The 25,578-nt window shown below is 72.8% G+C and carries 23 protein-coding genes and 1 pseudogene; 6 read left to right on the top strand and 18 right to left on the bottom strand.

Annotated features, from left to right (window positions below):
* Nucleotides 1–9 precede the first annotated feature (9 nt).
* Entirely contained in the window at nt 10–183 is a 174-nt protein-coding gene (locus ACQEV8_RS33380) for a hypothetical protein (protein ID WP_382498243.1), read from the top strand.
* Between the two features lie 139 nt (nt 184–322).
* Here the strand turns inward: ACQEV8_RS33380 and ACQEV8_RS33375 are convergent, their stop codons facing one another.
* The 4 genes and pseudogenes from ACQEV8_RS33375 to ACQEV8_RS33360 form a co-directional block, all read right to left on the bottom strand.
* Nucleotides 323–793: a DUF6099 family protein gene (locus ACQEV8_RS33375; RefSeq protein WP_432967686.1), complete on the bottom strand. Its 471-nt coding sequence runs from the start codon at nt 791–793 to the stop codon at nt 323–325.
* A gap of 172 nt (nt 794–965) precedes the next feature.
* Nucleotides 966–1,294: pseudogene (locus ACQEV8_RS33370) on the bottom strand (nucleotide pyrophosphohydrolase).
* Complete coding sequence (locus ACQEV8_RS33365; protein ID WP_432967683.1) at nt 1,287–2,456, bottom strand: ATP-binding protein; 1,170 nt, start codon at nt 2,454–2,456, stop codon at nt 1,287–1,289. Before ACQEV8_RS33365 ends, ACQEV8_RS33370 begins: the two are co-directional and overlap by 8 nt.
* A gap of 92 nt (nt 2,457–2,548) precedes the next feature.
* Nucleotides 2,549–2,944: a cell division protein SepF gene (locus ACQEV8_RS33360; RefSeq protein WP_382580445.1), complete on the bottom strand. Its 396-nt coding sequence runs from the start codon at nt 2,942–2,944 to the stop codon at nt 2,549–2,551.
* A 194-nt stretch (nt 2,945–3,138) separates the two neighbouring features.
* On the opposite strand from ACQEV8_RS33360, the gene ACQEV8_RS33355 reads away from it, so the two are divergent.
* A complete protein-coding gene (locus ACQEV8_RS33355) occupies nt 3,139–7,221 on the top strand; it encodes a molybdopterin-dependent oxidoreductase (RefSeq protein WP_432967678.1) in 4,083 nt (1,360 codons plus the stop codon).
* Between the two features lie 395 nt (nt 7,222–7,616).
* Here ACQEV8_RS33355 and ACQEV8_RS33350 read toward each other — a convergent pair whose 3' ends face one another.
* On the bottom strand, nt 7,617–8,132 hold the full coding sequence (locus ACQEV8_RS33350; RefSeq protein ID WP_432967675.1) for a YceI family protein: 516 nt from the start codon (nt 8,130–8,132) through the stop codon (nt 7,617–7,619).
* Between the two features lie 119 nt (nt 8,133–8,251).
* Between ACQEV8_RS33350 and ACQEV8_RS33345 the strand changes: the two genes are divergently transcribed.
* The 4 genes from ACQEV8_RS33345 (at nt 8,252) to ACQEV8_RS33330 (ending at nt 11,900) form a co-directional block, all read left to right on the top strand.
* Nucleotides 8,252–8,755: a MarR family winged helix-turn-helix transcriptional regulator gene (locus tag ACQEV8_RS33345; RefSeq protein ID WP_432967672.1), complete on the top strand. Its 504-nt coding sequence runs from the start codon at nt 8,252–8,254 to the stop codon at nt 8,753–8,755.
* Between the two features lie 150 nt (nt 8,756–8,905).
* Nucleotides 8,906–10,240, top strand: coding sequence for a hemolysin family protein (locus tag ACQEV8_RS33340; RefSeq protein ID WP_432967669.1), 1,335 nt, complete (start codon nt 8,906–8,908; stop codon nt 10,238–10,240).
* On the top strand, nt 10,237–11,259 hold the full coding sequence (locus tag ACQEV8_RS33335; protein ID WP_432967666.1) for a hemolysin family protein: 1,023 nt from the start codon (nt 10,237–10,239) through the stop codon (nt 11,257–11,259). The genes ACQEV8_RS33340 and ACQEV8_RS33335 overlap by 4 nt, the downstream gene beginning before the upstream one ends.
* A 413-nt stretch (nt 11,260–11,672) precedes the next feature.
* Nucleotides 11,673–11,900 carry a hypothetical protein gene (locus ACQEV8_RS33330; protein WP_432967663.1) on the top strand — a complete coding sequence of 76 codons (228 nt, stop codon included), beginning with the start codon at nt 11,673–11,675 and terminating at the stop codon, nt 11,898–11,900.
* Nucleotides 11,901–12,228: 328 nt separating this feature from the next.
* On the opposite strand, the gene ACQEV8_RS33325 is transcribed toward ACQEV8_RS33330, so the two are convergent.
* From ACQEV8_RS33325 to ACQEV8_RS33265, 13 genes are all read right to left on the bottom strand, one after another.
* On the bottom strand, nt 12,229–12,561 hold the full coding sequence (locus ACQEV8_RS33325; protein WP_432967660.1) for a DUF3140 domain-containing protein: 333 nt from the start codon (nt 12,559–12,561) through the stop codon (nt 12,229–12,231).
* A gap of 6 nt (nt 12,562–12,567) precedes the next feature.
* Complete coding sequence (locus tag ACQEV8_RS33320; protein ID WP_432967657.1) at nt 12,568–12,798, bottom strand: DUF2945 domain-containing protein; 231 nt, start codon at nt 12,796–12,798, stop codon at nt 12,568–12,570.
* Between the two features lie 55 nt (nt 12,799–12,853).
* A complete protein-coding gene (locus ACQEV8_RS33315) occupies nt 12,854–13,945 on the bottom strand; it encodes an acyltransferase family protein (protein ID WP_432967654.1) in 1,092 nt (363 codons plus the stop codon).
* Between the two features lie 141 nt (nt 13,946–14,086).
* Complete coding sequence (locus ACQEV8_RS33310) at nt 14,087–15,745, bottom strand: ABC transporter ATP-binding protein (RefSeq protein ID WP_432967651.1); 1,659 nt, start codon at nt 15,743–15,745, stop codon at nt 14,087–14,089.
* A complete protein-coding gene (locus tag ACQEV8_RS33305) occupies nt 15,742–16,536 on the bottom strand; it encodes an ABC transporter permease subunit (protein ID WP_432967648.1) in 795 nt (264 codons plus the stop codon). The genes ACQEV8_RS33310 and ACQEV8_RS33305 overlap by 4 nt, the downstream gene beginning before the upstream one ends.
* The gene (locus ACQEV8_RS33300) at nt 16,533–17,492 is read right to left on the bottom strand and encodes an ABC transporter permease (protein WP_432967645.1); all 960 of its coding nucleotides are present in this window, start codon (nt 17,490–17,492) and stop codon (nt 16,533–16,535) included. The genes ACQEV8_RS33305 and ACQEV8_RS33300 overlap by 4 nt, the downstream gene beginning before the upstream one ends.
* The gene (locus tag ACQEV8_RS33295) at nt 17,489–19,057 is read right to left on the bottom strand and encodes an ABC transporter substrate-binding protein (RefSeq protein ID WP_432967642.1); all 1,569 of its coding nucleotides are present in this window, start codon (nt 19,055–19,057) and stop codon (nt 17,489–17,491) included. The genes ACQEV8_RS33300 and ACQEV8_RS33295 overlap by 4 nt, the downstream gene beginning before the upstream one ends.
* Nucleotides 19,058–19,082: 25 nt before the next feature.
* The gene (locus tag ACQEV8_RS33290) at nt 19,083–19,889 is read right to left on the bottom strand and encodes a class I SAM-dependent DNA methyltransferase (protein ID WP_432967639.1); all 807 of its coding nucleotides are present in this window, start codon (nt 19,887–19,889) and stop codon (nt 19,083–19,085) included.
* Complete coding sequence (locus tag ACQEV8_RS33285) at nt 19,886–21,109, bottom strand: MFS transporter (RefSeq protein WP_432967636.1); 1,224 nt, start codon at nt 21,107–21,109, stop codon at nt 19,886–19,888. The genes ACQEV8_RS33290 and ACQEV8_RS33285 overlap by 4 nt, the downstream gene beginning before the upstream one ends.
* On the bottom strand, nt 21,093–22,145 hold the full coding sequence (locus ACQEV8_RS33280; protein WP_432967633.1) for a dipeptide epimerase: 1,053 nt from the start codon (nt 22,143–22,145) through the stop codon (nt 21,093–21,095). The genes ACQEV8_RS33285 and ACQEV8_RS33280 overlap by 17 nt, the downstream gene beginning before the upstream one ends.
* Nucleotides 22,142–23,239 carry a PLP-dependent cysteine synthase family protein gene (locus tag ACQEV8_RS33275; protein ID WP_432967630.1) on the bottom strand — a complete coding sequence of 366 codons (1,098 nt, stop codon included), beginning with the start codon at nt 23,237–23,239 and terminating at the stop codon, nt 22,142–22,144. The genes ACQEV8_RS33280 and ACQEV8_RS33275 overlap by 4 nt, the downstream gene beginning before the upstream one ends.
* Nucleotides 23,236–24,084, bottom strand: coding sequence for a Rossmann-like domain-containing protein (locus ACQEV8_RS33270; RefSeq protein WP_432967627.1), 849 nt, complete (start codon nt 24,082–24,084; stop codon nt 23,236–23,238). Before ACQEV8_RS33270 ends, ACQEV8_RS33275 begins: the two co-directional genes overlap by 4 nt.
* A complete protein-coding gene (locus tag ACQEV8_RS33265) occupies nt 24,081–25,337 on the bottom strand; it encodes an ATP-grasp domain-containing protein (protein WP_432967623.1) in 1,257 nt (418 codons plus the stop codon). Before ACQEV8_RS33265 ends, ACQEV8_RS33270 begins: the two co-directional genes overlap by 4 nt.
* Between the last annotated feature and the right edge of the window lie 241 nt (nt 25,338–25,578).

Genomic DNA, 25,578 nt, shown 5'->3' with positions numbered 1-25,578 from the left:
GAGGCCGTCATGTCCGAAGAGACCGTGCCGCAGCAGGGCGGGACCGGGCAGCCGAAAGGGCTGTTGCAGCAGATGGAGGAGCTGATGGCGGCGTTGAACGCGGATCTGTCGGCGTTGGACGCGGATCTTCAGGCAGCGGGGGATGCCGGCCGGGGGCCGGGCGAGGAGGGTTCTGTGGGCTGAGGGCGGGGGTGGGGGTGGGGGTGGGGGTCTTCGGGGTGAAGGCGGGCTTGTAGGCTGCGGCGCCGTTGTGGCCGGGCGCGCGGTTCCCCGCGCCCCTTGAGGGCGTTGCCGCGCAGCAGGCGCTCCAGCGGTCCCTCTCCTAGCCCGCCTCCCGCTCCGGTACCACCTGCTCGCGGTCCGCCAGTCTGCGGAGCATTTCGAGGACGCGGTCGCGGGACTCGTCCGCCGCGTCGATGGCCTCCATGCACTGCCAGTACGTCCCCTCGTCGTCCGCGGCGCAGGCGAGGCCGACGAGGGCGATGCCGACCTCGCCGAGGAGGCCGCCGAGGAACATCAGGGTGTGGCGGGCGTCGCCCAACTCGGTGAGCTGGCCCGCCCGCAGCTCACCGGGGGCCAGTTCGGGCGGGTCCAGGACGCCACAGCCCCGGCCCGCCAGCTCCGTCAATCCCAGTGCCTCGCCGCGCAGTTCGGGCGGTCCGGCGACCGCGAGGCGGCTGCCTATCGCCTGCGCGAGGGCCTGTGCCTGCCACACCTCGGCCAGGATCTCCCGCTGGTCCCCGCCCGCTGCCAGGAACCGCCTGCTCGTCACGATGAGCCGCACCGCGTCCATGCGCTGCCCCGTCTGTCCCGACGCGCTCCCGCGCGTACGCCTGCCCGAACTCCCTAGTCCACTACCCAGAGTGAAGGGGCCTGAGACGAAAAGCCAGAGGAAGGCGGAAATCTGCGGACAACAATTCGGATTCGGGCGGCATTTTGGTTACGTAGCGTACAAGTGGACTCTGCTACTCCAGGATCGGGAACCTCCGTTCGTTCCGGTCGATCTTCGCGTTCAGCGCGGCCAGCGGGTCGATGCCGAGTACCTCGCACAGCTGGAGCAGATACGCGAGCACGTCGGCGACCTCGTCGGTGACGCGGTGCGCGGAGCCGGGGTCGGTCATGACGCGGGCCGACTCCTCGGGGGTCAGCCACTGGAAGATCTCGACCAGTTCGGAGGCCTCCACGCTGAGTGCGGCGACCAGGTTCTTGGGGTGTGGTACTGCTGCCAGTTCCGCGCGGCCGCGAAATCGGCCAGGCGGCGTTGCAGTCCGGCCACGTCCAGGGGATCAGTCACGGTCCAGGTGTACCACCGTGACACCCTCCGTCCCGGCGGCCCACGAGGCGTCACTGACCGTGCCGACGAGCCGGATGTGGCCCCGGTCGCACATCCGGGCCGCCAGCCGCAGCAGTTCAAGCCGCTGCCGTCCGTCCAGGCCACGGTCGAAGCCGTCGGCGAGGACGGTGAGCGTCTGGAGCGCGGCGGGCACCTCGCCGGCCGGGTCGACCTCCAGTACGCCCGGTCCGGTGAGCAGGACCAGCGCGAGGGCCACGTAGCGCAGTTCGCCGTCGCCGAGGCGCCGTAGGTCCGTGCGGACGCCGTCGCCCCGGTCGAGGGTCGCGCGGATCGTTCCCGTCGCCTCCTCCGCCCGGGCCAGGACGTCCGCGACCGGTCCGGCGCAGCCGGCGCGTACCGCGGCGACGAACAGCGCGTGCCGTCGTCCGCACTCGGCGCGGGTGCGGCCCAGTACGTCGGCCAGATTGCCGCAGCCCCTGTACAGCCGGCCGGAGCCGGACGGTACGGGGCCCCGCATCCGGGCGGGCTGGGGGTCGCAGGCGAAGACGGAGCGCAGGGCGACCACCATCTGCTCGGCCGCGGCCAGCACCCTGCGCTGGCCGGAGGTCCTGCCGGCCACGCGCAGCGGCAGCAGGGCCGTGCCGAGCCGGTCGTCCGGCAGCGGGCCACGGGTCACCGGCGTCGGCCCGGCCGTGTGCCAGGAGGCCTGCACGGCACGTTTCCCGGGGTCGCGCAGGGCGGTCTCCAGGAGGATCAGGCCGCCGGACGTCAACCGCTCGCCCACGACCCGCAGTTCGGGCTCGGCCTGCACGGCCACGTCCAGCCGGACCGGGCCCGCGGGGCCGTCGGCCGTGCAGCCGATGCGGAAGCCGCGGCGGCGCTGTGCGTCGGGCCGGGCCCGCTCCGGGACACAGGCGACGGGGTCCGGGAACGCCTCGCCGAGCCCGGCGCCGCCACCGAGCCGGGCCAGGGCCTCGTAAGCCCGTAGCGCGCTGGTCTTGCCGCAGCCGCTGGGACCGGCGAGGAGGGTGAGCGGCCCGAGCGGGAAGGCGGCGCGGCGGTGGGTGGTGAAGGCGGCCAGGCGCAGCTCGGTGAGGCGGGGGCGGCCGGTATGCGCGAGGGGCGTGTCGGCGGGCGAGGTGGCAGCGGGGGGCTGGGTCATATCCGGACGGTAGGGCTCCGGCTGCAGGGCGAACCGTTCCGCCCCCGGGGCGTTCCTACGATCGAGCTACCGTCACACCGGTCGAGCCGACCTCACACCCCGGGAAGCCCGGCCCCCTCCATCAGCCCCGTCACCTCGGTGCCTGCCGGTGTCAGCAGGAACACGTTGCGGTCCACGCGGTGCATCCCGCTCGCCAGGCCGAAGACGACGCCCGTGCTGAAGTCGAGGACGCGCTTGGCGACCTCCGTCTCCGCGCCGGTCAGGTCGAGCAGCACGGGTACACCCGCCATCAGCCGCTCGGCGACGTCACGGGCGTCGGCGAAGACGTTCACCCGCAGGACGACGAAGCGGCGGCGCGTCTGCGTCTCGGCCTCGGGTATGGACCGGTGGCCGACGGAGGACGGCCAGGCGTCCCGGCCCCGCAGCGGCACGACCTGGGCGAGCCCCTCCCACTGTTCGTCGGTGACATCGTGGCTGTTCACCGGCATGCTCCGTCCTGGCTCGGGCTGACTGTCTGCATCGGGCAATTCTTGCGCAGAGTCACCCGTTCGGCCCAACAGCGACACGCTCCGCGACGTCAATGCACCTCACAACGGCCGGAAGGCGGCTGTGTGACGGGCGTAACTCCTCGTGATCAAGCAATGTGACACCTGCGTAACGGGGTCTTCGTACCGTCGACGGCATGACCACGACTCCCCGGCCGCAGCAGGAGACGCAGCAGGTGCGCACCGTCTGCTCCTACTGCGGTGTGGGCTGCGGCCTCGTCCTCGATGTCGGGGCGGGCCCGGACGGCCGGCGCAAGATCTTCAAGGCCTCCGGTGACAAGGCGCATCCGGCGAACGCGGGGCGCCTCTGCACCAAGGGCGCGACCACGGCCGACATGCTCGCCGCCCCCGGGCGGCTGGACGGCGCGCTGGTGCGGGACGACCGAGGCGAGGAGCCGGTTCCGGCGCCGGTGGCCGACGCGATCGCCGAGACCGCGGCGCGGCTGCGGGCGATCGTCGACGAGCACGGGCCGGACGCGGTCGCCTTCTATGTGTCCGGGCAGATGAGCCTGGAGGCGCAGTATCTGGCGAACAAGCTGGCCAAGGGGTTCGTGCGGACCAACGGGATCGAGTCGAACTCGCGGCTGTGCATGGCGAGCGCGGGCACCGGCTACAAGCTGTCGCTGGGTGCGGACGGGCCTCCCGGGTCGTACGACGACTTCGATCAGGCGGATGCCTTCCTCGTCATCGGGTCGAACATGGCCGACTGCCATCCGATCCTGTTCCTGCGGATGATGGAGCGGGTCAAGGCGGGTGCCAAGCTGATCGTCGTCGATCCACGGCGGACCGCGACCGCGGCGAAGGCCGATCTGTTCCTGCAGGTCAAGCCCGGGACCGACCTGGCGCTGCTGAACGGGCTGCTGCGGCTGCTGCACGAGGGCGGGCACACCGACCCGGAGTTCATGGCCGCGCACACCGAGGGCTGGGAGGCCCTGCCCGGATTCCTCGCCGACTACGCACCGGCCGCCGTCGCGGAGATCACCGGGATCGCCGAGGACGATCTGCGCACCGCCGCCCGGCTGATCGGCGAGGCGGGCCGGCGGTGGATGAGCTGCTGGACCATGGGGCTCAACCAGTCCACGCACGGCACCTGGAACACCAACGCCCTGGTCAATCTGCATCTGGCGACGGGGGCGATCTGCCGTCCGGGCGCCGGGCCGTTCTCCCTGACCGGCCAGCCCAACGCCATGGGCGGACGCGAGATGGGCTACATGGGGCCGGGGCTGCCGGGGCAGCGGTCGGTGCTCGTGGACGAGGAGCGGGCGTTCGTCGAGGACGTGTGGGAGCTGCCGCCGGGGACGCTGCGGAAGGACGGGGTCGGGAAAGGCACCGTCGAGATGTTCCGGAGGATGGCCGACGGGGAGATCAAGGCCTGCTGGATCATCTGCACCAACCCGGTCGCCTCGGTCGCCAACCGCCGCACCGTCATCGAGGGTCTGGAGGCCGCCGAGTTCGTCGTCACGCAGGACGTGTTCACCGACACCGAGACGAACGCGTACGCCGACGTCGTCCTGCCGGGCGCGATGTGGACCGAGGCGGAGGGCGTCTTCGTCAACAGCGAGCGCAACCTCACGCTGACCCGGCCGGCCGCGGACCCGCCCGGGGAGGCGATGGCCGACTGGCGGATCATCGCGGAGGTGGCGTGCGCGATGGGGTACGAGAAGGGGTTCTCGTACGACAGCGCCGAGCAGGTCTTCGAGGAGATCCGGCGGTTCTGGAACCCGAAGACCGGGTGGGACCTGCGCGGGGTGTCCTACGAGCGGCTGCGCGAGACGCCCGTGCAGTGGCCGGCCGCGCGGGAGGACGGGCCGGAGCGCAATCCCGTCCGGTACGTCGGTGACGAGGGGCTGCGATTTCCGACGGCCTCCGGTCGGGGTGTCTTCTTCGCGCGCCCGCATCTGCCCGCCGCCGAGATGCCGGACGGCGACTATCCGTTCGTGCTCAACACCGGGCGGGTGCAGCACCAGTGGCACACGCTCACCAAGACCGGGAAGGTCGCGAAGCTCAACAAGCTGAACTCCGGGCCCTTCGTGGAGCTCCATCCGCTGGACGCGGCCGCGATCGGCGCCGCGGAGGGCGATCTGGTCGAGGTCGCCTCGCGGCGCGGGCGGGCCGTGCTGCCGGCGGTGGTGACGGACCGGGTGCGGCCGGGGTGCTGCTTCGCGCCGTTCCACTGGAACGACCTGTTCGGCGAGTATCTGAGCATCAACGCGGTGACGAGCGACGCGGTGGATCCGCTGTCGTTCCAGCCGGAGTTCAAGGTGTGCGCGGTGTCGCTGGCGAAGGTGGCCGCGCCGATACCGGCACCGGCGCCGCCCACCGAGGCGCTCGTACCGACGGAGGTGACCCCGGGCGCCGCCGACCCCTTCGGCCTGGAGCCCTCCCCTCCGCCGGTCCTCTCCGCCCAGGAGCGCCGGTACCTCACCGGCTTCCTCGCGGGGCTCCGTTCGGGCACCCTCGGCGGTGTCCCGGTGCTCCCGCTCGACGCGCCCTTCTCGCCCGAGCACGCCCTGTGGGTCAACGGGGTCCTCGCCGGCATGTACTCCCGGACCGCGACGGCGACGCCCGCGCCGCAGGAGCCGGCCGGCCGCGAGATCGTCGTGCTGTGGGCCTCGCAGACCGGGAACGCCGAGGAGTTCGCCTCCGCCACCGCCGAGCGGCTGACCGCGACCGGGCATCGCGCGCGCCTGGTCGGCATGGACGAGGCCGACGTCGGGACGCTGGCCCGCACGGCCGACCTGCTCTTCATCACCAGCACCTTCGGGGACGGTGACGCGCCCGACAACGGCAGCGGCCTCTGGGACACGCTCGCCGACGCCGGGGCGCCGCGGCTGGACGGGGTGCGGTACGCCGTGCTCGCCTTCGGGGACTCCTCGTACGACGACTTCTGCGGGCACGGGCGGCGGCTGGACGCGCGGCTCGACGAGCTGGGCGGGGTGCGGCTGGCCCCGCGCACGGACTGCGAGCCGGACTACGAGCCCTCCGCCGGGGAGTGGCTCGACCAGGTGCTCTCGGCGCTGGGCGGCACGAGCACGGCCCCGGCCCAGGCCCCGACGCCGGCTCCGGCTCCGGCTCCGGCTCCGGCCGAGAAACCGAGGACCGTCTCCAAGCCCGTCGCCACCGCCCGGCTCGTCGGCAACCAGCTGCTCAGCCGGCCCGGTGCGGGCAAGGAGGTCCGCCGGTTCACCTTCGACCTGAGCGGGACGGACCTGGCGTACGAGGCCGGGGACGCCCTCGGTGTGCGGCCGGTCAACGCGCCCGCCCTGGTGGACGAGTGGCTGGCGGTGACCGGCCTGGACGCGACCACGGCCGTGCGGGTCAAGGGCGTGGGCGAGGTGCCGTTCGCCGAGGCCCTGCACCGGCACTTCGACATCACGAGGATCACGCCCGACCTGCTGCGCTTCGTCACCGAACGCGCCCGGGACAAGCACGAGTTGCGCAGGCTGCTGCGGCCCGACAACAAGGACGGGCTGGCGCAGTGGAGCTGGGGCCGGCAGGCCGTGGACGTGATCGCCGAATACGCGGTGCGGGCGAGCGCCGAGGAGTGGGCCGGGGTGCTGCGGGGGCTGCAGCCGCGGCTGTACTCGATATCGTCCAGCCCGCTGGTCGACGCCCGTCGGGTGTCACTGACGGTGTCCGTGGTGCGGTACGAGAACCTGCGCGGCCGGGCGCGCGGCGGGGTCTGCTCGCCCTTCCTCGCGGACTCCGGGGCGGACACGGAGGTGCCCGTGTCCGTGCAGCGCTCCCCGCACTTCCGGCCCCCGGGCGACGCCTCGACGCCGATGGTCATGGTCGGCCCGGGTACCGGTGTCGCGCCCTTCGTCGGTTTCCTCGAGGAGCGGCGGGCCCTCGGCCACCGGGCTCCCAACTGGCTGTTCTTCGGCGAGCAGCACCGCGCGACGGACTTCTACTACGAGGACGAGCTGACCGGGCTGCTCGACGAGGGCACCCTCACCCGCTTGGACACCGCCTTCTCCCGCGACCAGCGCAACAAGGTGTACGTACAGGACCGGATGCGCGAGCACGGGCCCGAGCTGTGGCACTGGCTGTGCGAGGGTGCCCGCTTCTACGTCTGCGGCGACGCCTCCCGCATGGCCAAGGACGTGGACCGGGCGCTCAGGGACATCGCGGTGACCCACGGCGGGCTGAGCGAGGCGGAGGCCGCCGCGTACGTGAAGCAACTCGCGTCGGACAAGCGGTACGTGCGGGACGTGTACTGACCCGCGGGGCCGGGAGGGGTTGTCAGCTGCTCGCTCTGGAGCGTGCATAACGTCGCTTCAGCTCGATCGTGTGAAGGTCGGCTTCTGTGCTTTGCGGCGTGATGGGCCGTTCGGGCTACGGTGACCGTGCGATCTGGGACGCCGGGTACGGCGCCAGTGTGCGGGGCCCCCGCTCCACCAGCGAGATGGCTCGGGGCCTCCCCGTCACCTTTGGCCGTACCCATATGGCCAGGTCGTGAGGGAGCCGGCCTCCCGGGATCGGACCACGCACCGGATGCGTGTCGCTGCCCCGGGGTTGAGTACGCCGGTGACCAGTGCGCCCAAGACCGTTCGGGGCGTGCGGCTGAGCAGGACCCACTTCCACTCAGTCCACAGGAACGGTACCGGCCCGGCTGTCAGCCCGTGGTGCGGACGAACCGGAGGGCGGCGGCGACCGTGGTCCGGCCGCGGATCATGCCCAGCTGGTTCCAGCCCATGCCGAACTGGTCCCGGTCCACGCTGAACTCGGTGTCCAGGGTGAGCCCGGCGGCGTCCCTGTCGGTCAGGCGGGCGGTGAGGGACAGCGGCCTGCTGATGCCGCGCACGGTCAGCTGACCGACGACACGCACCTGGTCGCCGTCGCGGAGTTCGGCGCCGCGGGCCGCGAAGGTGATCTCGGGGTGGTGGTCGGCGTCGAAGAAGTCGGCGGACCTCAGGTGGGTGTCGCGCTTGGCGTTCCCGGTGTCGAGGGAGGCGACGTCGAAGGTCAGGGTGCCGACGGCGGAGCCGTCGGGCCGGACCTCGCCCGTGCCGCTCAGCGCGCCGAAGCTTCCCTTCACGGTGACCAGGCCCCACATGGTCCTGTGCCGGATGCCGACGGTCGAGGCGGTCGCGTCGAGCTGCCACAGTCCGGTTTCCACGGCGACGGTCATGATGTTTCTCCCACTCGTATCGTCCAAATTTGGATGACTACAATGACTGCACGCTAGCGGCTCGTCCAAAATTGAACAACCCCCTGCTCCAAATTTGGACGACAGGTAGGCTGGACGGCATGGCCGACCCCCAGGAGCACCCCGCCGACCTGCCCGGATGTCCGTCCGCCGAGGGCAGCGGGCTGCTGCCCGCCGAGCTGCGCGCCTGGATGCTGCTGCTCGCCGCGACGGGAGCGGTGGAGCAGCGGTTGCGAGCGGTCGTGAAGGAGAGGCTGGACATCTCGCACGACGAGTTCCTGATCCTGTGCCTGCTCGCCGAGCAGCCCGAGGGCGGCCTGCGCATGACACGCGTCGCGGAGCTGCTGGGCCGCCCCAAGACCCGCCTCACCTATCAGATCGCCTGCCTCCAGCACGCCGGCCTCGTCACCCGCGGATCGGTGTGCGGGGACAAGCGCGGCATCGAGGTCGCCCTCACGGACAAGGCCCGCCGAGTCCTGACCGAGGCCTCCGCCCCGCTCTCCGAGACGGTCCGGCAGGCCCTCGCCCGCTTCATGGGCCCGGACCAGCGTGCGGCCCTGTGCGCGCTGGTGCCGGACCTCGCCGAGGAATCCCGCGCGCAGTGAGGGGCACCCACCCTGCCCGCCCGGAGCGGGGCAGCCTTCTCTACACCGTCGTAGAATCCGGGAACACGGGCGCGAGAAGGATCGTTGACCCGAGTACACACCCCACATGAGGAGCGACTTCTTGTCCGCCAGAGCGACGGACCTGCCACGATGAGCGCCACCGAGGCCCTGCTGGGCCTGCTCGCCGTATTCCTGCTGACCGCCGGCACCGGTTACTTCGTGGCCCAGGAGTTCGCCTACGTCTCCGCCGACCGCCTCGCCCTCGCGCGCGCGGCCGAGGCCGGGGACCGCAAGGCGGCCCGGGCCCTGAAGGTGCTGGAGCGGCTGTCGTTCATGCTGTCGGGCGCGCAGCTCGGCATCACCGTCACCGGCCTGGTCGTCGGCTTCATCGCCGAGCCGTCGGTGTCCGCGCTGCTGAGGCCCGCCCTGTCCGGGCTCGGCCTGCCCGACGCGGCCGTGAGCGGTATCGCCGTCGTCCTCGCCTTCGTACTGGCCACGGTCGTGCAGATGGTGCTGGGCGAGCTGGCCCCGAAGAACCTCGCGATCGCGGTTCCCGAGCGGCTGGCGAAGGCGCTGGCCCCGTCCACGCTGGCCTATCTGAAGGTCGTCGGCCCCGTCGTCCGCGTCTTCGACAACGCGGCGAACAAGCTGCTGCGCAAGGTCGGTATCGAGCCCGTCGAGGAGCTGCACCACGGCGCCACGCTGGAGGAGCTGGGCCATCTGATCGGCGAGTCCCACGAGCAGGGCGCGCTGCCGAAGGACACCGCGGCGCTGCTGGACCACGCGCTGGAGTTCTCCGAGCGCACGCTCGACGAGGTGATGGTGCCGCGCGCCGACGCCGTGTTCGTCCGCAAGGAGGCGGGCGCCGAGGAGGCGATCGGTCTGATCGCCGGGCACGGCCACTCCAACTACCCCGTCCTCGGCGACCACCCGGACGACATCGCGGGTGTGCTGGGCGTACGCGAGCTGATGGCGCTGTCCGCCGCCCGCATCGCCGGCGCGACCGCCGGTGAGGTGGCCCGGCGGCCCCTGCTGCTGCCGGACACGCTCGCGCTGCCCGACGCGGTGACGCGGATGCGGGAACAGGACGACGAGTTCGCGGTCGTCCTCGACGAGCACGGTGGCGTGGCCGGCATCGTCACCTACGAGGACATCGCCGAGGAACTGGTCGGTGACATCGCGGACGAGTCCGACACGGTCACCGTGCTCGCCGTCGCGGACGGCGACGGCTGGCTGGTGGACGCCGGCCGCCGGCTGGACGAGGTGGCCGAGGCCACCGGTGTCCTGCTGCCGGCGGACGACGACTACGACACCGTGGCAGGCCTGGTCGTGGACCGGCTCGGCCGCTTCCCGACGGTCGGCGACAGCGTCACGGTCGAGCTGCCCGAGGGCGGCCGGGCCGTGATCGACGTCCGTACGCTCGACCGGCACGTGGCCGACCGGGTGCGGATCAGCCCGCTCGTGGAAGCCGAGGAGATGGCGTGAGTTTCCCCATGGCGGTCTTCGTGACCGTGCTGCTGCTGATCGGCAGCGGTTTCTTCGTGGCGGCCGAGTTCGCGCTGGTCGCCGCCAAACGCCACCGCATGGAGAAGGCGGCGGCCGAGGGGCGGCGCGGTGCCGGGGCGGCACTGGCCGGTATCCGCGAGCTGTCGCTGATGCTGGCCGGCGCCCAGCTGGGCATCACCGTGTGCACGCTGGGGCTGGGCTCGGTGTCGAAGCCGGCGATCTCGCACGAACTGGACCCGCTGCTGCACAAGCTGGGCCTGCCCAGTGCCGTGAGCTACGGCGTGGCCTTCGCCGTGGCGATGGTCGTGGTGGTGTTCCTGCACATGGTCGTCGGCGAGATGGCGCCCAAGTCCTGGGCGATCGCCCACCCCGAGCGTTCGGCGATGCTGCTCTCCCCGCCCTTCCGGGCCGTGGTGCGGGCCGTGCACCCGCTGATCCGGCTGCTCAACGCGGTGAGCAACGCGCTGGTACGGCTGTGCCGGGTGGCCCCCCGCGACGAGCTGGCCTCGGTGCACGACCGGGAGCAGCTGACTCAGCTGGTGGAGGAGTCCGAGCGGCTGGGCCTGATCAGCGCGACCGACTCGGAGCTGCTGACCCGCTCGCTGACCGAGCCGGAGACGCCGGTCGCGGCGCTGCGGATCCCGGCCGCGGAGATCACCTGGGCCGAGGGCGGCGCGGACGTCGACGCGCTGTTGCGTTTCGCGGCCGAGCACGACCGCACCCGGCTGCTCGTCCGGGAGAACGGCGTCGTCCTCGGCTCGGTCCACGCCCGTGACGCCCTGGTCGCCCGGGCCCGGGGGCGTGCCACGACCGCGCGCGAACTGGCCCGGCCGGTGCCCGAGCTGACGGAGGCCACCACGGTCGCCGACGCGATCGAGGTGCTGCGCCGCCGCCGGTCGTCCCTGGCCGTCGTCCGCGACCCCGCCGGCCGTCTCACCGGCCTGGTCACCCTGGACGACCTGCTGGCCCGGCTGATGCAGCCGGCCGCGGCGGCTTGACGGCGCGGCCTGACAGGGCGACCTGACGGGGCGGGACCGAACATCCAGCACATCTGCACACCGCCCGCCAGGACACCGCAGGACGGCGCGCCCGGCGCCAAGTACGTCCCACGGCTTGGGAATTTGACGCCGAAGTGCCCGCTTCAAAATTCGGGGCGCAATACACCTGTGTGCCGCCGGGCGACGGGGTGCGTGAAGGAGTGTGCGCAATTCGGCGACCCCGTGGTCATGGCGGTGAAGGCGGTCACCGAAATGCCGGGTGCGGCGACGGCATGCGGCTGGCCCTCCGCTCAGCGGAATGTTTTGATCCTCCGCACGGCGGCACCGCGGATGCGGGAACCCGGTCCCCGGAATCCCGCGATCACCCGCGCCGCTCCGCCATTGCGCACTTTCACGCGAAGGGAAACACCCCCATGAACCTCACCCCCCGGGTTGACATCGCCGAGCTCTCCGACGCGGACCTGGAGCAGGTCTCCGGCGGCAACGCGGGCGGCGCTGCCGCCGCGGGCCTCGCGGGCGGCCTCTCCGCCGGCCTGGTCGGGCCGCTGACCGCCGAGGTCTGCGGGAACCTGCAGGCGGCGCTGTCGACGGAGGGCGCCGCGGCGGGCGCCAACGCGGGCGTTCACACGACCTCGCTCTGACGAACCCCCGCACGAAGGGCCCCGGCGCGATTGCCGGGGCCCTTCGTGCTGCACATGGTCGCAATGTTGTGGAATTCGCGAAGCACGTGACGGAAATATGTACGTGACGGGGGTGGGTAACACCGCAGAAGGGCATGACGCAGACTTACACGGGCCCATCAGACCCGGCTGTAAAGCGATAGGACCAACCCTGTGATACCCGACTCGACCCGAACCGAAGAACTGCCGATCTACGAAAGCCTCATCCGCGAACGCGGTGACGTCGTCGAGGAGGCCCGCGTGGTGGCCGAGGAGACGCAGCACCAGATGACGGAGGCGCTGAACGGTCTCACACCAGCGGGTCGTGGCCCCAGTTCATGAGTGAGTGGCGCCACCGGCTGTCCTGCAGGTCGCCGGAGGGCCGCTGTGCCAGGTGGCGGCGGACGTAGCCGACGACCTTGCGCATGTGCTGATGGTCGTCGTCCGTGAGATCGGCCTTCTTGGCCCGCAGGATCGCCACGATCCGCCGGCCGGAGGCGTGCCCGGTGGACTCGCCCCCGCCCTGCTGCTGACCGACGCTCCGCGACTCGTCGGAGGCCAGCCACTTCTCCAGTTCGGCCGGTGTCATGTTCACCAGCTCACGGAAGTCGTTCCAGGTCTCCTCGCGTTCCTCGCCGTCCACGCCGCCTCACTTCTTCTTCTTGAGCGCGGACGGCTTGTGCACGGCTGTCCTGCCGGACTTGTCGCTGCGCACCTCGTACTGCGGATCGTCGGACGAGGCGTCGACCGTGCGGCCCGCCGCCCGGGTCCGCTCGGTGATCTCCTTCTCCACCTCGCCCTCGGTCCGGCTGCCGTGACTGCTCCAGGTGACCTTGTCGCCCTTCTTCGGCTTCCCGCCCTCACTGCGGCGCTTCGCCATGCCCGTGCTCCCTCGCGGAGAGGTGTGCTGTCTCTCCAGCGTGCGGGCTCGACGCTCACCCCGCAGCTCGGCGGAAGGCCCAGCGCATCCCGGGTTCCGTCACGCAGCGGAAGAGGCGCCGTACGGAGGGCGTGCACAGCGCGGTCATGACCGCGGCGGCCACCAGGGTGGCCGTGAGCGCGCCTGCGGGTCCCTGGGCCCAGGCCGGTTCGTACCAGCCCCAGTACTTGGCGGCCTGCGCGACGAAGCCGTGCAGCAGATAGCCGCACAGCGTGCCCGCGCCCAACGCGGTGAACCACATCCGGCGTCCCGGCACCCAGGCGAGGAAACACGCGACCAGGACGACCGAGCAGCCGAAGGCAGCCAGGGTCATCAGGGGCCCGTACCAGAAGGGCGCGGCCAGGGCCCGGGCGCTGTCCGCGTGGAAGAACCAGGCGTAGTTCATCCGCGGAACCGCCCAGTACGCGACGGCGAGGGCGCAGACGGCGACCGGAACGGCGAGGAGGCGCACCTTGCGCCGGCGCACCAGCCGGAAGTGCTCCGGCCGCAGCAGCAGTCCGAAGACGAAGTACGGCAGGAACTGCAGGGTGCGTTGCAGGTCCAGGTCGTTACCGATGGACGGCGAGAGCGTCGCCAGCATCGCGATGACGAAGGCCAGCGGCAGCGGCCATCGCACATGACGCCAGAGCGGCGTGGTCAGCCGCCAGATGAACAGCGCCGCCAGGAACCAGGTCAGATACAGGGGATCAAGCAGGCTGATCGGCCGGTCGGAGTCCTGGCTGGTCCAGCGGGTGAACAGGGTGTACGCCGTCTCGAACACGACGTACGGCACGACGACGCCGGTGACCAGCCGCCTCAGCTTCCCCGGGCTCCCGTCGAAGGTGCGCGAGAAGTAGCCGGAGATGATGATGAACGCCGGCATGTGGAAGGCGTAGACGAGCATGTACAGAGCGGTGACGGCCCTGCTGCCCGGCCGCAACGGCTCCCAGGCGTGACCCACGGCCACCAGTACGATCGCCAGGTACTTGGCGTTGTCGAAGAACGCGTCCCGCTGCCGGACCGGCCGGGCCGGCGCGTCCTGCTCTTTCGTCCGAGTGGCCGTGCCTCCGTCGGCCGCCGGACGGGCCGTCGTCACCGTGTCACTCACGGGCCCTCCCCCAGCGACTCGAAGCGGCTGTGCCTCGTCTTGCCTGGAGTAAAGGTGTGGTGTCTGCGCAGAACATCGCCCGCACCTTAATCACAGTGCCGTGCCCTCGTTCAACTCGTAACGGGTGTGAATCGCTTCGGCTCATGCCCGGGTATACGTACCGAGACGGGCGATCGTCTCCGCGAGTGCGGCGGTGAATGGATGCCGCGGTTCGGTCAGGACCCTTCGGGCCGGGCCCTGTTCGACGAGTTCGCCGGCGTCCAGTACGGCGATGCGGTGGGCGAGCGCCGCCGTGTCCAGGTCGTGCGTGATGAGCACGAGGGCGAGGTCGTCGCGGTCGCGGACCAGTGCGGTGAGCAGGTCGAGGATGCCGCGGCGGGTGACGGTGTCGAGGCCGGAGGTGATCTCGTCGCAGACCAGGACCCGGGGGTGGGCGAGGAGGGCGCGGGCGAGGGCGGCGCGCTGGAGTTCGCCGCCGGAGAGCTCGCCGGGGCGGCGGCGGACCGGACCGTCCGGCAGCCCGAGGCTCGCGAGCGTGGTCAGGGCCTCGTCCGTGGCCGTCTCCTCGTCGGTGCCGCGCAGCCGGACGGCGGTGCGGGCGACCTGGGCGAGGACGGGCCGGTGCTCGTCGAAGGCGGCCCGGGCGTCCTGGAAGACGTACTGCACGGCCGCCAGTTGGGCACGGCTGCGCCGCCGCAGGCTGCGCGGCAGCGGGGTCCCGTCGAGCAGGATCTCGCCGTCGTGGTCCCGGTGGAGTCCGGCCAGGCAGCGGGCGAGGGTGGTCTTGCCGCTGCCCGAGCGGCCTACGACGGCGAGGCATTCGCCGGGGTGCAGGGCGAGGTGCGGGGCGCGCAGGACGGTGGTGGTGCCGGTGCGGGCGCCCCCGTGGTGCCGGGCGGTGAGGTGACTGACGCGGAGGACGGGGTGACGGGCCGGGCCGGGGGCGTCTTCGTCGGCCTCGGCACGGGCGGGGCGGTCGGGTTCCGGCGGGGCGGGGCGACGGGCGGGGGCGAGGCCGTTCTGAGCCGAGTCGGCGCCGGTCTCGTCGGCGAGCGCCGGGACGTGTTCAGCCAGGAGGCGGCGGGTCCATGCGTGGCGGGGTGCGTGCCACAGGCGTTGCGCGGGGCCCGACTCGACGACCCGGCCGGCGCGCAGGACGAGGACCTCGTCCGCGAGCGCGCGGACCACGTCCAGGTCGTGGCTGAGCAGGACGACCGCGATGCCGCGGTCCGCGACCGCCGCCAGCTGGTCGACGACGCCGCGCTTGGTGAGCGCGTCCTGGCCGGTGGTGGGTTCGTCGGCGACGATGACACGGGCGCCGAGGAGGAGGGCCTGGGCGAGGACGACGCGTTGCTGCTGGCCGCCGGAGAGCTGGTGGGGGTAGCGACGCAGCAGGGCTTCGGGGTCGGGGAGTTGGGCGGCGGCCAGCGCTTCGCGTACCCGTTCCCGGGCCGCCGTGCGGCGCTGGGCGCGGGGCAGCCCGCGTACCCGGTCGCGGGCGATGTCGTCGAGCAGGGCACTGACGCGGCGGGCCGGGTTGAGGACGGCGGCGGGGTGCTGGGGCACGTATCCGACCGGGCCGTCACCGGACCGGCGTACCTCCCCGGTCACCCGGGCGCCGGGCGGGTACTCCCCCAGCAGCGCGAGGCCGGTGGTGGTCTTGCCGCTCCCCGAGGCACCGACCAGGGCGGTCACCCGGCCGGGGACGACGCGCAGATCCACACCGTCGACGATGGCCCGTTGGGCGATCTCGACGCGCAGGTCACGGATCTCGGCGACCAGGTCGGTCTCATGGCTCACGGGCGGCGCCCTTTCTTGTCCAGTGCGGCGTCGAAGAGCAGGTTGGTGCCCGTCGTCAGGCCGACGATCAACAGGGCGGGCACGATCACGGCCCAGGGCTGGATGAACAGGCCCGTGCGGTTGCGGTCGACCATGACCGCCCAGTCGGCGGCGTCCGGGGCGACGCCCACGCCGAGGAACGCGGCCGTGGACACCAGATACAGCACACCGGTCAGCCGGACACCGGCGTCGGCGGCCAGGGTGCGCAGGGCGGAGCGGCCGACGTAGCCGACGGCGACCCGCCACCACGACTCGCCCTGCATACGCAGCGCCTCCACGGCGGGCCGGGCCGCCGCCTCGGCCGCCGCTGCCCGTACGATCCGAGCGGCGTCGGGCACGTTCACCAGCGCGACGAGCAGCGCGAGCCCGGCCGCACCCGGCGAGAACACGGACGCCACGAGCAGGATCAGCAGCAGCGACGGTACGGCGAGCAGCACGTCCAGCGGCCGCATCAGCAGCTCCTCCAGCCACCGTGCGCGGGTGACAGCGGCGGCGAGTCCGACCGGCAGGGCGACGACGTAGGCGAGGGCCGTCGCGGCGAGCGCGGTCAGCACGACCGTACGGCCGCCGTGCAGTACCTGCTGCCAGACGTCCCGGCCGACGAAGTCGGTGCCGAGCCAGTGGCCGCCGCCGAGGGTGAAGGAGACGGCGCGAGGGCCGGGGTCGCCGGCGAACAGGGGCCCCAGGAGCGCGAGAAGCAGCGGGACCGCGACGACGGCGAGGCCGGGCAGCAGCCGGCGCGGGGCCCTCACGCCGCCACCCCCGCCCGCGGTGTCAGCCGGTACGCCACCACGTCCGCGCCCAGGTTCAGTACGACGGTCAGCACGCCGAACACCACCGCCAGCCCCTGCACCACCGGCACGTCCCGCTCGGCGACCGCGTTGAGGAGCACCGTGCCCAGGCCGGGGATCACGAAGAGCGCCTCCACGACGATGACCCCGCACAGCAGCCAGTCGACGGTGCGGGCGAGTTGCTGCGCCGCCGGGGCGAGGGCGTTGGGCAGGGCGTGCGCATAACGGACGCGGGCGCCGGGGACGCCGTAGCGGCGGGCGTGGGCGGCGTAGGGCGAGGCGAGGGCGTCGACCATGCCCGCCCGGACCAGGCGGGACAGGGAGCAGACCGGGCGGGAGAGCAGGACCAGCACCGGCAGGACGAGCACGGCCGGGTGGCCGAGCAGGTCCGTGCCGTAGCCCACCGCTGTCGGCGGCAGCCAGGCCAGCTTCAGCGCGACGGCCGTCACCAGCAGTACCCCGAGGGCGAATTCGGGGACGGCGTAGACGGCGAGCGTGACGGAGCTGATCAGACGGTCGATGAGCCGCCCCTCGTGGCGTGCGGCGAGCACGCCGAGGCCGAAGCCGAGGGGGACCAGCAGGGCGAGGGTGAGCGTGGCCAGCAGCAGGCTCGGGCCGAAGCCGTCCGCGATGTAGTGGGCCACCGGGCGGCCGGAGGTCAGGGAGGTGCCGAAGTCGCCGTGGGGCAGGCCCGCGGCCCAGCTCAGCAGCCGTTCGTGAGCGGGCCGGTCCAGGTCCATGGCCTCCCGGATCGCCGCGATGCGCGCGGGGTCGGGCTGGTCGCCCGCGAGGGCCACGGCGGCGTCGCCCGGCAACGCCTCGGTGAGGGTGAAGACCAGCAGCACCACGGCCACGGTCTGGACGAAGCCGAGGATGAGCCGCCGGGCGACGAACGGGCCCAGGGCGCTCTCCGTCACGCCAGCCACACCTTGTCGAAGCGGGCCCAGTCGAGGGTGTTGGCCGGGGCCTTGGTCTCGACTCCCCTGACCTTGCGGGCCGTGCCGAGGATCCAGTCGGCGAAGCCCCAGATCAGGAAGCCGCCCTCGGCGTACAGGCGGCGTTGCATCCGCCCGTAGACGGCGGCCCGCTCGGTCTTGTCGCGAGTGGACTGTGCCTGCTGGTAGAGGGCGTCGAAGTCCTTGTGCCGCCAGTGGGTGGCGTTGGTCGTGGAGTCGGTGAGCAGCCGCTGGGAGATGTGGGCCTCGATGGGCATGGCGCCGGAGCGGTAGCAGCACAGGGTGCCGCCGTCGAGGATGTCGCTCCAGTAGGAATCCTTGCTGCCCATCCGTACGTCGATCGTGACGCCGGCCTTGGCGGCCTGGTCGCGGAAGATACCGGCCGCCTCGGTGAAACCGGCGGCGACGGCCGAGGTGTCCAGGGTGACCTTCAGCTTCTCGGCGCCGGCCTTCTTCAGCAGGGCGCGGGCGCGGTCGAGGTCCTGCGCGCGCTGGGGCAGACCGTCGGCGTAGTACTCGTAGCCCTTGCCGAACAGGTCGTTGCCGGTCTCGCCCGCGCCGGACAGGGCGCCGTCGACGAGTTCCTTCCGGTCGGCGATGAGGAAGAACGCCTCGCGCACCCGCCGGTCGTCGAAGGGCGGCCGGTCGGTCTTCATGCAGAACGCCTGCATAACACTGTTGCGCAGCCGGACGATCTCGATCTGTCCCCGGCCCTCGTGGGCGCGTGCGGTGGTGGGGTTGAGCTCGTGGGCGTACTCGACCTGGCCCGCGAGGAGGGCGTTGACGCGCGCGGACTCCTCGCCCGCGACCACGAATTCGAGTTCGTCGAGGTAGGGGGCGCCGTCCCAGTAGTCCTCGTGGCGGCGCAGGACGGCGGAGCGGCCGGGCGCGAAGGAGACGAACCGGAAGGGGCCGGAGCCGATCGGCCGCTGGTCGAAGTCGGTCGCGTGCTCGGGGACGATGTACGCGCCGAACGCGGCCAGCACGTTGGGGAATTCGGCCGTGGGGCGCTTGAGGACGAACTCGACCGACCGCTCGCCGGTGGCACGGCTGGCGTCGAGGTCGATGGGTTCCAGGGACGCCTTGGCGCGGAACGCCTGCTTGGGGTCGGCGATACGGCGGTAGCTGTGGAGGACGTCCTTGGCGGTGACCGGCCTGCCGTCGTGGAAGGCTGCCTCGCGAAGGGTGACCTGCCAGCGGTCGAGGGTCTTGTTCGGCTCCCACTTGGCGGCGAGGCGGGGGCTTGCGGAGAGATCGGCGTCGTAGTCGGCGAGCTTGTCGTAGAGGGCCTTGGCGCGGGCGACGTCGGCGAACAGACTGGCCAGATGCGGGTCGAGGGTCTCGCTCGCGCCGCCGCCTGCGAAGGCGGCGCGCAGCCGTCCGCCCCGCTTCGGCTGGTCTCCGCTGCCGCTGTCCGTCCTGCCGTCCGGGCCGCCGCCGCAGCCGGCGAGGGCGAGGGCGGCGGCGCCCGTGGTGGCGGCGAGGAAGCCGCGTCGGCGCAGGCCGGGGAAGTGTTCGTCGTGCATGACTGGTTCCTTCGCGTTCTGCGGGTCAGGGGGTGTGGAGGCGCGCGACGACGTGCAGCCGGTCCCCGTCGGTGGTGGTTCCGGGCAACTCGCCCTGCCGCCAACGGGGTTCGGTGCGCGGGCCGGGGCCGTCGTGCAGTTCGAGCACCTCGAAGCCGTGCGCGGCCAGGAAGCGCCGTAGCTCCTGCGGGAACAGCAGTCGCCAGGCGGAGTGCTGTGCGGCGGGCGGGGCGCCGTCGTCCGTGGTCCAGACGCGGGTACGGCGCAGGAGCTGGGCGGTGCGGTCGACAGTCAGCCTGGTCGTCGACCGGTAGGCCGTGCCCTGCCAGGCGAACTCGTCGACGGCCGGCCGGTCGAGCAGGTCGGCGCGGCCGAGGAAGTACGCGCCGTTGCGCATCTCGGCGACCAGCAGACCGCCCGGGCCGAGGGCGCGGCGACAGGAGGCGAGGAAGCCGTCGAGCTGGTCGTTGGTGTGGCAGTACAGCAGGGAGCTGTCCAGGCAGACGACCGCGTCGAAGGCGCCCTGGCCCAGGTCGAAGCCGTGCAGGTCGGCCCGGACGTAGGCGGGGCCGGGATGGCGGGTGCGGGCGTGGGCGAGCATCGCCTCGGAGAGGTCGGCGCCGGTCACGGTCCGGCCGCGGCGGTGCAGGGCGGCGGCGTCGCGGCCGGTGCCGCAGCCCAGGTCCAGGACGCGCGGCCCCGCCCCGTGGCGGCGCAGGGTGTCCTCCGTCCACCGGGCGGCCAGCCGCTCGGGGTCGGGGAAGCGGGCCTCGTACAGCTCCGGGTTGTCGGTGAGGAGGTTGCCGGGCACTCCGTCGCGGAAGACGCTCATGCCGTGCTCCGCTCGCGCACCGGTTCCGCGGGCTCCGGCAGCGCCCCGCGGCGATACAGCCACGCGACCGCGCCCGCCGAGGCCAGCCCGAAGAGCGCGCAGCAGACCCACGGCAGCCACCGGTGCCCGTCGCTGTCACCCGTGTCCATGGCCCAGCCGACGGCCGTGTTGCCGAGGGCGGCGGCGACGCCCGAGACGACGTAGAAGATCCCGAAGCAGGTGCCGGTCAGCTCGGGCCGGCCGAAGCGCGGGATCAGCTCCATCACGAACGGCTGCGCGATCATGATGCCGAGGTAGAGCAGCAGCGCGCCCGCCAGCACGGGCACGGCACCTCCCGTGAGGGCCGGCGGCAGGAAGGCGAGCCCCATCACCGCGAGCCCGACGGCTATCCAACGCGCCCTGTCTCCCCGCGCCTTGAGGCGCTTGGTGATCCTGAGCTGCAGCGCCAGGTTGGCGACCGTGCCCACGAGGAAGACGATGCCCGCCGCCCCGTCCCAGCCGGTCGCCTCCCTGGCTCCGGCGGGCAGCAGCAGATACAGCTGGTTCTCCAGGGTGAACATGCCGACCATGGCGAGCGCGAAGGCCACGAAGGCCCGGTTGCCGAGCACCTCGCGCCAGTCCCCGAGGACGCCCCCGCCGCTCGGCTCGACCTTCCGCGCGGGCAGGACGAGGGCCTGCGCCACGGTGAGGACGGCGAAGATCCCGGCCGCGGTGAGCGCGGACGTGCGGAAGTCGACGAGCAGCAGGGCACTGCCCAGCAGCGGGCCGATGAGCGCTCCGGTCGTGGCGAACACATTGAACAGCGCGAACGCCTCCGCCTTGCGCTCGCCGGACTCCTGCGCGAGATACGTCCGCACGGCCGGGTTGAACAACGCCCCCGCGAGCCCGCTCAGCACGGACGCGGCGAGCAGCACCGCCAGCCCGTCGCCGAGCGCGAACAGCGCGAACCCGAGGGTGCGCAGGGCACAGCCCGCGATGATGACGCCGCGTGCGCCGAGCCGGTCGGAGGCGGAGCCGCCGATGATGAACAGGCCCTGCTGGCTGAGGTTGCGGACCCCGAGGACGATGCCGACGACCGCCGCCGACAGGCCGAGGTTCTCGGTGAGGTGGGTGGCGAGGTAGGGGATGAGCAGGTAGAAGCCGGTGTTGACGCCGAGCTGGTTGACCAGCAGGAGCCGCACGGCGAGCGGGAAGCGCCGTACCTCATGCCACGTGCGCACGGACCGCCACCTCCTCGACGCCCAGGCCGGGGAGGCCACTGGTGCGGACGACGCCGTCGGCGCCGCCGATGCCGGTCCACGGGTCGTGGGCGAGCAGCAGATGCCCGTCGAGGTCGGCCCAGCGGGCCCGGTCGGCCAGGTGGACGGCGGGGGCCAGTCCGAGGGTGCTGGCGGTCAGGCAGCCGAGCATCAGGCCGGTGCCGCTGCCCTCGATCAGCTCGGCGACGCGCAGGGCCGCGTGGACGCCGCCGCACTTGGCGAGCTTGACGTTGACGCCCTGGACCCGTCCGGCGAGGCGGCGGACGTCCTCCAGGGTCACGGCGTCCTCGTCGGCGATGACGGGCAGCGGCGCGCGGTCCGCGAGGGCGCCCAGGGCGTCCGGGTCGCCGGGCGGGACGGGCTGCTCGACGGCCTCCACGCCGAGGTCGGCGAAGCGCGGCAGCAGAGCGTCCGCCCGTGCCACGGACCAGGCGCCGTTGGGGTCGAGGAGCAGCCGGGCCCGGGGAGCGGCGTCGCGGATGACGCGCACGCGCTCGATGTCGTCCTCGGGGTCGGGGGCGCCCGCCTTGACCTTGATGACCTCGAAGCCGCTCGCCGCCAGGCTCCGGGCCTCGGCAGCCGCACGGGCGAGCGTCGTGATGCCGATGGTGCGGGCGGTCACGGCGACGGGCGGGGCGGTGGTCCCGAGGAGCCGGTGCACGGGGACGCCCGCGCGCCGGCCGGCGAGGTCGAGCAGCGCCGACTCGACGGCGGCCGCGACCGCGGGCGGCGCGTCCCTCGCGGGCGGCTCCCCCGCCCGCAGGGCCTCCAGGGCGCTCTCCGGATCGGCGAAACGGCTCAGGTCCACGGCGGCCAGGAGGCGTACCAGCGTTTCGGTGCCCAGTCCGTAGTACACGCTGGTGACGGCCTCGCCGTGGCCGCGCAGTCCGTCGTGCTCGACGGTGAGCCATACGGCGTCGCGTGCGGTCATGGTGGAACGGGAGATGCGCAGCGGCTCGGCGAGTTCGAGGCGTACGGTGCGCAGGCTGGACTTCACGGGCTCTCTTTCTTCGGGTTCTGCGACGCGAGGGCGGCGAGCGGGTCGCTGACGCGGGTGCAGCGGGCCCAGCCGGCGGCCTCCGCCGCGTGCGGGTGCGGTATCTCGACGGGCCGGGTGGCCGCGGCGGCCGGGTCGAGGCCGTGGGCCGCGGTGAATTCGTCGTCGTAGACCGTGCCGAGGTAGCGGTGCGGGCCGTCCGGGAAGACGGTGGCGACGACCGACCCGGGGTGGACGCGGGCGGCCCAGGCGGCGACCCGGGCGGCGGCGCCGGTGGACCAGCCGCCGCTGACGAAGGCGCCCCGCGCCAGCCGGCGGCAGCTGTCGACGGCCTCGGCGGGGCCGACCCAGTGGACCTCGTCGAAGGCGTCGTAGGCGACGTTGCGCGGGTGGATGCTGCTGCCGAGGCCGCGCATCAGCCGGGGCCGGGCGGGCTGGCCGAAGATGGTGGAGCCGGTCGCGTCGACGCCGATGAGCCGCAGGGCGGGCCAGTGCCGGCGCAGCGGGCCGATGATGCCGGCGCTGTGGCCGCCGGTGCCGACGCTGCACACCAGGATGTCCAGATGGTCGAGTTCGACGGCGATCTCGGCGGCCAGGGAGGCGTAACCGGCGGTGTTGTCGGGGTTGTTGTACTGGTCGGGCCAGTAGGCGCCGGGCAGTTCGGCGAGCAGTTCCCGCAGCCGGGCCAGGCGCGCCGCCTGCCAGCCGCCCCGCTCGGCCGGGCGGTCGGCGATCTCCAGCCGTACTCCGTGGGAACGCAGCAACTGGCGCATGGACGGTTCCAGTTCCCGGTCGCCGACCAGCACGACGGGGTGGCCGAGGGCCTGTCCGGCGAAGGCGAGCCCGATACCGAGGGTGCCGGAGGTGGACTCCACCACCGGAGCTCCGGGCAGCAGTGCACCGCGCTCGCGGGCGCCCAGCAGCATCGACACGGCGGCCCGTGCCTTCATCCCACCGGCGGCGAGCCCTTCGAGCTTGGCCCAGAACCCGGGGTGCGGGCCCGGCAGATCGGCGGTGATGCGGGCCAGTGGGGTACGGCCGACCAGGGAGAGCAGTTCCCGTCGCGCGGCCGGTCGCAGCGCGGTCGCGGTCATCGCCCGCCTCCCGGACAGGAGCCGTCGTAGCGGTGCAGGACACCGGGGCCGCCGTCGAGCCAGAAGAACGGGTACGGCTCCGCGCACACCGCGCTGACGCCCTGTCCGAGGAAGCGCGGCAGTACGGCGCTCCCGGTCTGGGCGAACATCACCAGCTGCTTGCCGTGCGCCAGCGCGTGCCGCCGCAGCGGTTCGAAGGTGCCGTTGCCCAGGGTCATGCCGGAGACGAGCAGCGCGTCACACCGGCCGGCCGCGGCGAGCGCGTCGGCGACGACCGGCTCGTCCCATTCGGTCGCGCCGCCCTTGAGGTCACACGGGATGTAGCGCAGATCACGCGAACGAAGCGCTTCCAGAAGGGAGTTGACCACTCCCACCACGAGCACCGTGGCTCCGGGCGGCAGGTCGAGCAGGCCGGCGACCACCTGGGCCCGGGCCCGGGACTTCTCCAGCGACGACCCTGCGGGCAGCGGGACCGGGTCGGCCCCGTTCGCCGGGGTGTGCGGCAGGACGTGCGTCAGATAGGCGTCGAGGGCCGCGACCCGCACCGCCGGCAGGGGGTGCTCCAGCAGCCGGGCCACGTCCGCGCCCACACACTCCTCGACCGCGCTGTCGGGCAGCGCCCCGGGTTCGACCGCGCAGGAGCCGACCGCCTCGGCGAGGCGCAGGCTGAGCACCTCGTTGCGGTAGCCGGTGCCCCGTCCGTGGTGCCGGACGGCCTGCCGGGTGGTGAAGGCGACGGCGATGCTCAGCGTGCCGGGGTCGGGCCCGAGGGCTCCCGCGCGGACCAGGCTGACCAGTCCCAGGAGGTCGTCGTGCGAGGTGCGGGTGCCGGTGAGGGCGGTCATCGGATCACCAGTCCCGCCCGCAGCCCGTCCAGCAGGGTCTCGACGCGTGCGCGGGCGCCGGGTCCGTCGGGGTCGCCGGCCATGACGTGCCCCAGATACTCGTTGTTGCTGCCCGCCGCCTTCACCTCCTTGCCGGGTTCGGCGAGTTGCACCTCCAGCACACCGGGCAGGTCGCACACGCTCACACCGTCCAGCACTTCGAGGGTGCCCGAGGAGCCCGGCACCAGGAAGCCGACCGCCGCGCTGCGCAGCCCGGTGTCCGTGTGCCGCAGGTCGGGTGCGCGGCCCAGGGCGACGTCCACGAAGGCGGCGGCGAGGTCGATCCCGGTGACATGCCGGATGAGCTCGGTGATGCGGTTCCCGGCGGGCCGGGGGTTGACCTCGACCACGCGCGGCCCGGCGGAGGTCAGTTTGATCTCCGTGTGCGCCACGACCCCGTCGGTCAGGCCGAGGGCCTTGAGGGCGGCCAGAGCGGTCTGTTCGGCGGCGTCGGTGTCGGCCGTCGTCAGGTCGGCGGGGAACATGTGGCCGGTCTCGACGAAGGCGGGCGCCCCTCCGACGCTCTTGTCGGTCACTCCCACGACATGGACCGCGCCCGCGTGCGACACCGTCTCGACGCTCACCTCGGGACCGTCCAGCAGCTCTTCGAGCAGCACCGCGGGGGTCCGCCGCTGTCCGCGGGCGTTGACCGGGAAGTCGGCCAGGGCCCGGCAGGCGGCGGCGAGCTGGGCCTCGTCGTCCACGCGGCGCACGTACATGCCCGCGCAGAGGTCGACGGGCTTGACGACCAGCGGGTAGCCGATGTCCCGCGCGGCCCGCACGATGTCGGCCCACTCCTCCCGGACGGCGAAGCGCGGGCCGGGCACTCCCGCGTCGGCGAGGACGCGGCGTGTCGCGTCCTTGCGGCAGGCGTCGTGGACCGCCTCGGGGCCGGGGCCGGGCAGACCGAGACGCTCCGCGATCCGTGCCACGGCCGGCAGGTAGTAGTCGCAGGAGGTGACGACCCCGTCGAAGCCGAGCACCCCGTGCAGCCGCTCGACCTCGGGCAGCAGCGCCTCGATGTCGTTGGTGTCGGCGGTGATGACATGGCGGGCGCCGAGCAGCGGATGGGCCGTTCCCTCCGGGGCCGAGCGCAGATAGTGGTGCAGGTCGCGGGTGAGGAACGTGAACGCGTGCCCGTTCTCCCGGATCGCCCGCGGCAGCAGCCGGCTCATGGACCCGACCCAGCTCTCGACCACCAACAGATGAGCCACAACTCCCCCTTTCTTGCAGTGAGTCAGAGGCGTACGGGCAGCCCGGCGAGCCCTCCGGGAGGAGGGTGCCGGGGGTTGCCCGCGACAGACGTTATCGATAATCATTTTCATTGTCATCTGATTGGGCGAAGATCTTCTGGAGACCCCTTGACCCGTCCCGCACGCCGCACCGCACTGCTGTGCGCCCTCGCGGCCGCCACCGCCCTGCTCCCCGCCGCCCCCGTCCGGGCGGCCGAGCCGC

The organism is Streptomyces sp. CA-179760 (assembly GCF_050937045.1).
Lineage (GTDB): Bacteria > Actinomycetota > Actinomycetes > Streptomycetales > Streptomycetaceae > Streptomyces.
The sequence above is the reverse complement of the archived record's forward strand: the minus strand, read 5'-3'. Positions and strand labels throughout refer to the sequence as shown.

Coding starts and splice junctions, on each gene's coding strand:
- ACQEV8_RS33270 (WP_432967627.1), bottom strand. CDS start 24,084: ATGACCGCCCTCACCGGCACCCGCACCTCGCACGACGACCTCCTGGGA.
- ACQEV8_RS33330 (WP_432967663.1), top strand. CDS start 11,673: ATGAACCTCACCCCCCGGGTTGACATCGCCGAGCTCTCCGACGCGGAC.
- ACQEV8_RS33350 (WP_432967675.1), bottom strand. CDS start 8,132: ATGACCGTCGCCGTGGAAACCGGACTGTGGCAGCTCGACGCGACCGCC.
- ACQEV8_RS33375 (WP_432967686.1), bottom strand. CDS start 793: ATGGACGCGGTGCGGCTCATCGTGACGAGCAGGCGGTTCCTGGCAGCG.
- ACQEV8_RS33365 (WP_432967683.1), bottom strand. CDS start 2,456: ATGACCCAGCCCCCCGCTGCCACCTCGCCCGCCGACACGCCCCTCGCG.
- ACQEV8_RS33355 (WP_432967678.1), top strand. CDS start 3,139: ATGACCACGACTCCCCGGCCGCAGCAGGAGACGCAGCAGGTGCGCACC.
- ACQEV8_RS33295 (WP_432967642.1), bottom strand. CDS start 19,057: ATGCACGACGAACACTTCCCCGGCCTGCGCCGACGCGGCTTCCTCGCC.
- ACQEV8_RS33380 (WP_382498243.1), top strand. CDS start 10: ATGTCCGAAGAGACCGTGCCGCAGCAGGGCGGGACCGGGCAGCCGAAA.
- ACQEV8_RS33360 (WP_382580445.1), bottom strand. CDS start 2,944: ATGCCGGTGAACAGCCACGATGTCACCGACGAACAGTGGGAGGGGCTC.
- ACQEV8_RS33275 (WP_432967630.1), bottom strand. CDS start 23,239: ATGACCGCGACCGCGCTGCGACCGGCCGCGCGACGGGAACTGCTCTCC.
- ACQEV8_RS33340 (WP_432967669.1), top strand. CDS start 8,906: ATGAGCGCCACCGAGGCCCTGCTGGGCCTGCTCGCCGTATTCCTGCTG.
- ACQEV8_RS33290 (WP_432967639.1), bottom strand. CDS start 19,889: ATGAGCGTCTTCCGCGACGGAGTGCCCGGCAACCTCCTCACCGACAAC.
- ACQEV8_RS33345 (WP_432967672.1), top strand. CDS start 8,252: ATGGCCGACCCCCAGGAGCACCCCGCCGACCTGCCCGGATGTCCGTCC.
- ACQEV8_RS33320 (WP_432967657.1), bottom strand. CDS start 12,798: ATGGCGAAGCGCCGCAGTGAGGGCGGGAAGCCGAAGAAGGGCGACAAG.